Raw genomic sequence first — 4689 nt, 5'->3', positions numbered from 1 at the left:
ACCATGATTTCAAAAAATAATCGTTAAATCATAAAATTAAGTGCATTTATCAAAAAATATAATACCTTTATAAGCAAGGTATTATTATTTTTATTCAGGTTTTTTAATCAATTTTATAAAGAAGACAAAATACTTAGGGTGAGTATATATACTATGTTGATTTATAAGATATTAATCCTCATGTATTTCACATTTTTTGCAGTCCAATAAGACGCCTAGTTTTTCTTTGCGGCCTTGTTCAGTCATGACCCAGGGACGGTTTTGCCAAGGGGGATTATGCCGCACATGCTGACCATGACCACAGGCCAGCTCAGCAACCCAATGATTTTCTTCATCCAGATGAAAGCCGACAATTGCCTGCTGCATGATAAGTGCTCTTGTTGATTAAAGTATTTAAGCATTTATACAAAATTAGTCATGCAAAATCACCATAAACAAAAGAAACTGCACAGGCTATACTCCTTGCTAATGTATTTTTAAGAAAGAGCACAGAGACATGCGCGTACTTGTTGTGATGGATCCCATCGAAAATGTAAACCTGAAAAAAGATTCAACCATGGCCATGTTATGGGCAGCTGCACGCCGTGGACATGAACTCGGTTATGCATTACAGCAAGATTTATATATCGACCAAGGTAAGGCCTTTGGTCTGATCTCGCCTTTGCAGGTATTTGAAGACTATAACCATTACTACGAACTGGGTGAAAAGAAAAAAGAGTCGATTGCGGCTTATGACGTGGTGCTGATGCGTAAAGATCCGCCATTCGATATGAACTTTGTTTATACCACTTATATTCTGGAACAGGCAGAACGTGAAGGGGCATGGATTATCAACAAACCGCAAAGCCTGCGCGACTGCAATGAAAAGCTGTTTGCTACTCAGTTCCCGCATCTGCAAGTTCCGACTTTGGTAACGTCGCAACAAAGCCTGATCCGTGAATTTTTAAAAGAGCATGTCGATGTCATTGTAAAACCACTGGATGGTATGGGCGGCACCGGAATTTTCCGTCTCTATCAGGATGGTATCAATATTGGCTCAACCATTGAAATTCTGACCAACAATGGTAACCAGCCGATTATGGCACAGCGTTATATTGCTGAAATTGTAGAAGGGGATAAGCGCATCCTGATGATCAATGGCGAACCTGTGCCGTATTGTCTGGCCCGTATTCCGCAAAATGGTGAAGTGCGTGGCAATCTGGCAGCAGGTGGTTTAGGCCAAGCGCGTCCATTAACTGAGAATGATAGAGCTATTGCAGCGCAAGTGGGTCCTTATCTCAGAGAAAAAGGTCTGGTATTTGTCGGTCTGGATGTGATTGGCAATTATGTCACTGAAATTAATGTCACCAGTCCAACCTGTATCCGTGAAATTGATACCCAGTTTGGTACCTCCATTGCAGATGACCTGTTTGATGTACTGGAAGCCGGTCTGGGTCAAGCCTAAGCTTTCAATAATAAAAAAGAGCCTCATCTGAGGCTCTTTTTTATTGGGCATAACGCTTGAATAAAAGCAAGGTCATTAAGATTCCTAATATAGAAAGGCTAGCGGTAACTGCCGCGATATAAGCCCAATTCTGTGTGGTCGAAACCAGTGCTGCGCTCAAAGGTGGCATAAAAAATTGGGCACAGGCTGAAAGCTGTAAAACCAGACCCACACTGGCTGCTGCGGCATTGGCACGCGGGGCATGCTGCAAAGTAATGGCAAAAACAGTGGTCGGGATAATTCCACCAATCAGTGAAAACAGTACAGCACTTATAAACTGTAAGTCGAACATGAGCCATGAACTGGCTGCAAAGGCCAGAAAGCTGCTGCACAGCATGGCTGTAAATCCGGTACTGAATAGCGTCTTGGGTTTCCAGCCACGTTGTAACAACATACCTGCACCAAAAGTGCCGCCCAGATTGGCAAGTACCACGATTGAAACCAGAACGCCTGCAACTTTTAAATCAATACCATGTTTGACGTACATGCTGGGCAGGAACCCGGTCACGGTAATCCACTGACTGGTATAACAGGCAAAAATAATAGCTAAACACAGAATGGGTGGATGGGTAAGGGTAACTTTGACAATCTGCCAGAATGAAGTATTTGACGGTACTGGTTGAGGAATTGTGTTAGATGCAAATGCCATTGAATCTATTCGCAGGTATCGTTTAATGATGCCTGCAATAATCAAGCATAGACTGCCGAGAATAGCCCAAATATTCTGCCAGTTCAGGTATTCGAGTAAAACAGGAATACTAAAAACAGCAAGACTGACACCGACACCCATATAGGAACTCCAGAGTCCCATTTTAAAATTCAGTGTTTCAGGCCGACTGATCCGTTTTAAAATTGCAGGCGCGCACAAGGAAATAGTTAAAAATCCGATACCTTCGGTAAAGCGGAAGAAATATAAGGCTGTGGCATGCTGAATCCAGAGGCCAGCGATACTGCTCAACCCTAAAATGATTAACGCCAGAATCAGGCAGCGCTTTAAACCCACTTTTTCTGAAAAAGCACCAATACAAAGGGCAAACAGCATCCCGGCCCCTTGCACTAAAGATAGCGAAAACCCGGCTTGCGTAAAACTTAGACCTAAATCCTGTTGCAGAATGGGAATAACAGCAGACAGTTTACCGACATGCATGGCCGCCAGATAACCGGCTAAAATAATCCATAAGTCACGAATTGATATTTTTGACATCTATAATGCTTGAGTCCATTTAAGGAATATGCAGATCAATTTGAAAAAAATTATATAGATATAGGGATAACATAAAATTTTATTCAGATTTATATGATTTAGGCATAAGTTAATAGGATGAATTAAATGGAAAAATAGCCAGTAATTAGTGAAAAATGTATAGATTTGGGGAATGACTATAAAAAGATTAAATGAAAAATATTTAAAAATTATGCTTATATTTCACTTAAGTCTAAGGAAAAATGCAGACCTTATAATAAAACTAGTTTAAACTTCAAATTAGTATGAAAAAAACAATGAAACGCTTGTTGAAATAAGGTAAATAAACTTTCAAGGGCAAGCGTTTGTGATTACAATTGATGACTTAAATTAGACCTCCTGTTTCATTTTTTAATTGAAGAATTAGACCGTGACCGACGCTCAGCAAAAACAGCCTAAACATGTCATGATGATGGCCGCAGGTACGGGTGGACATGTGTTTCCAGCGTTAGCCGTTGCAAAAGATCTACAACAACAAGGAATTGAAGTGTCCTGGTTGGCAACACCAGCGGGCATGGAAAACCGATTATTAAAAAACCATAATATTCCAATTTATCAAATCGATATTCAAGGTGTGCGTGGCAATGGTTTTGTGCGTAAAGTCTTGGCCCCGTTTAAAATTTTAAAAGCCACTCTTAGTGCTATGAAGCATATGAAACAGCTCAAAGTCGAAGCTGTTGCAGGCTTTGGCGGTTATGTGGCAGGACCGGGTGGTCTGGCAGCGCGGATCCTGGGTATTCCTGTAATTATTCACGAGCAAAATGCAGTCGCGGGTTTTACCAATACCCAGTTGTCACGGGTCGCTAAAACGGTATGTCAGGCTTTTCCTGATACTTTCCCGGCACAAGATAAAGTAGTAACCACCGGTAATCCGGTACGTAAAGAAATTACTGAAATTTTAAATCCATCCTGGCGTTATCAGGAGCGGGAAAAAGCTGGCCAGCCGCTACGAATTTTGATTGTTGGTGGTTCACTTGGGGCTCAGGCCTTAAATGAACGTGTGCCGGAAGCCTTGAAACAGTTGAATGTGCCCTTAAATGTCTATCATCAGTGTGGTCAAAATCATGCTGAAGCAACGCGCGCACGTTATGCAGACAAACCCGCCTCCTTGCAAGTTGAAGTTCAGCCGTTTATTGAAGATATGGCCCAAGCTTATAGCGACGCCGATCTGGTCATTTGCCGTGCCGGTGCACTAACGGTTACTGAAATTGCAACTGCCGGTGTAGCCGCGATTTTTGTACCGCTACCAAGTGCGGTTGATGACCACCAGACTGCGAATGCCAAATTCTTGGCCAATCAGCAGGCAGCCAAAATCTGCCCGCAGGCTACTTTGACGCCAGACAGTTTAAAAACCTTATTAGAGCCGATGCTTGACCGTCAGATATTGATGGAAATGGCGATCAAAGCACGCCGTCAGGCTCAACCCGATGCGACCCAGCATGTGGTCCGTTTAATTCAAGAATTGTAATCCGAGTAAATTATGTCTCCAGTAACCCCAGCAGACCAAGCAAAGAAATTAATTAAAGTCCCGGAAATGCGCCGGATCAAGCATATCCATTTTGTAGGGATTGGTGGTGCAGGGATGTGCGGGATCGCGGAAGTACTGAAAAACCAGGGGTATAAAGTTTCTGGTTCAGACATCAAGGCCTCTAAAACTACGGCTCAATTAGAAGAAAATGGTATCAAGGTCTATATCGGCCATGCAGCCAGCAATATTAAGGGTGCCAATGTCATCGTGGTATCTACCGCGATTGATAAGGAAAACCCGGAAATCAAGGCGGCTCTTGAAACCCGTACACCGGTAGTCCGCCGTGCAGAAATGCTGGGTGAGCTGATGCGTTACCGTCACGGGATCGCGGTTGCAGGCACTCACGGTAAAACCACAACCACCAGCCTGATCACCTGTATGCTGGCAGAAGAAAATCTGGATCCAACTTATGTGATCGGCGGTTTGCTAAACCGT

The 4689-nt window shown here is 43.0% G+C and carries 5 protein-coding genes; 3 read left to right on the top strand and 2 right to left on the bottom strand.

Features of this window, described 5'->3' with window-relative positions; all coding sequences use genetic code 11:
- Positions 1-171: 171 nt before the first annotated feature.
- Positions 172-366 carry a DUF3565 domain-containing protein gene (locus B4J23_RS08155; protein ID WP_286740185.1) on the bottom strand — a complete coding sequence of 65 codons (195 nt, stop codon included), beginning with the start codon at positions 364-366 and terminating at the stop codon, positions 172-174.
- Positions 367-496: 130 nt separating this feature from the next.
- Here B4J23_RS08155 and gshB point away from each other — a divergent pair, with 130 nt between their 5' ends.
- Positions 497-1444, top strand: a complete 948-nt coding sequence (gene gshB / locus B4J23_RS08150; RefSeq protein ID WP_262478035.1) for a glutathione synthase — start codon at positions 497-499, stop codon at positions 1442-1444.
- A 40-nt stretch (positions 1445-1484) separates the two neighbouring features.
- Here the strand turns inward: gshB and B4J23_RS08145 are convergent, their stop codons facing one another.
- Positions 1485-2687, bottom strand: coding sequence for a CynX/NimT family MFS transporter (locus B4J23_RS08145; RefSeq protein ID WP_291359873.1), 1203 nt, complete (start codon positions 2685-2687; stop codon positions 1485-1487).
- A 409-nt stretch (positions 2688-3096) separates the two neighbouring features.
- On the opposite strand from B4J23_RS08145, the gene murG reads away from it, so the two are divergent.
- Together murG and B4J23_RS08135 are read left to right on the top strand one after the other, a co-directional pair.
- Positions 3097-4194, top strand: a complete 1098-nt coding sequence (gene murG / locus B4J23_RS08140) for an undecaprenyldiphospho-muramoylpentapeptide beta-N-acetylglucosaminyltransferase (protein ID WP_291359871.1) — start codon at positions 3097-3099, stop codon at positions 4192-4194.
- 12 nt (positions 4195-4206) lie between these two features.
- Positions 4207-4689: Mur ligase domain-containing protein (locus tag B4J23_RS08135; protein ID WP_291359869.1), on the top strand; the 483-nt coding region annotated here is incomplete at its 3' end.

Origin of the sequence: Acinetobacter sp. UBA3025, from assembly GCF_002367915.1 — a bacterium.
Classification (GTDB): domain Bacteria; phylum Pseudomonadota; class Gammaproteobacteria; order Pseudomonadales; family Moraxellaceae; genus Acinetobacter.
This window is presented reverse-complemented; position numbering and strand designations above follow the sequence as displayed.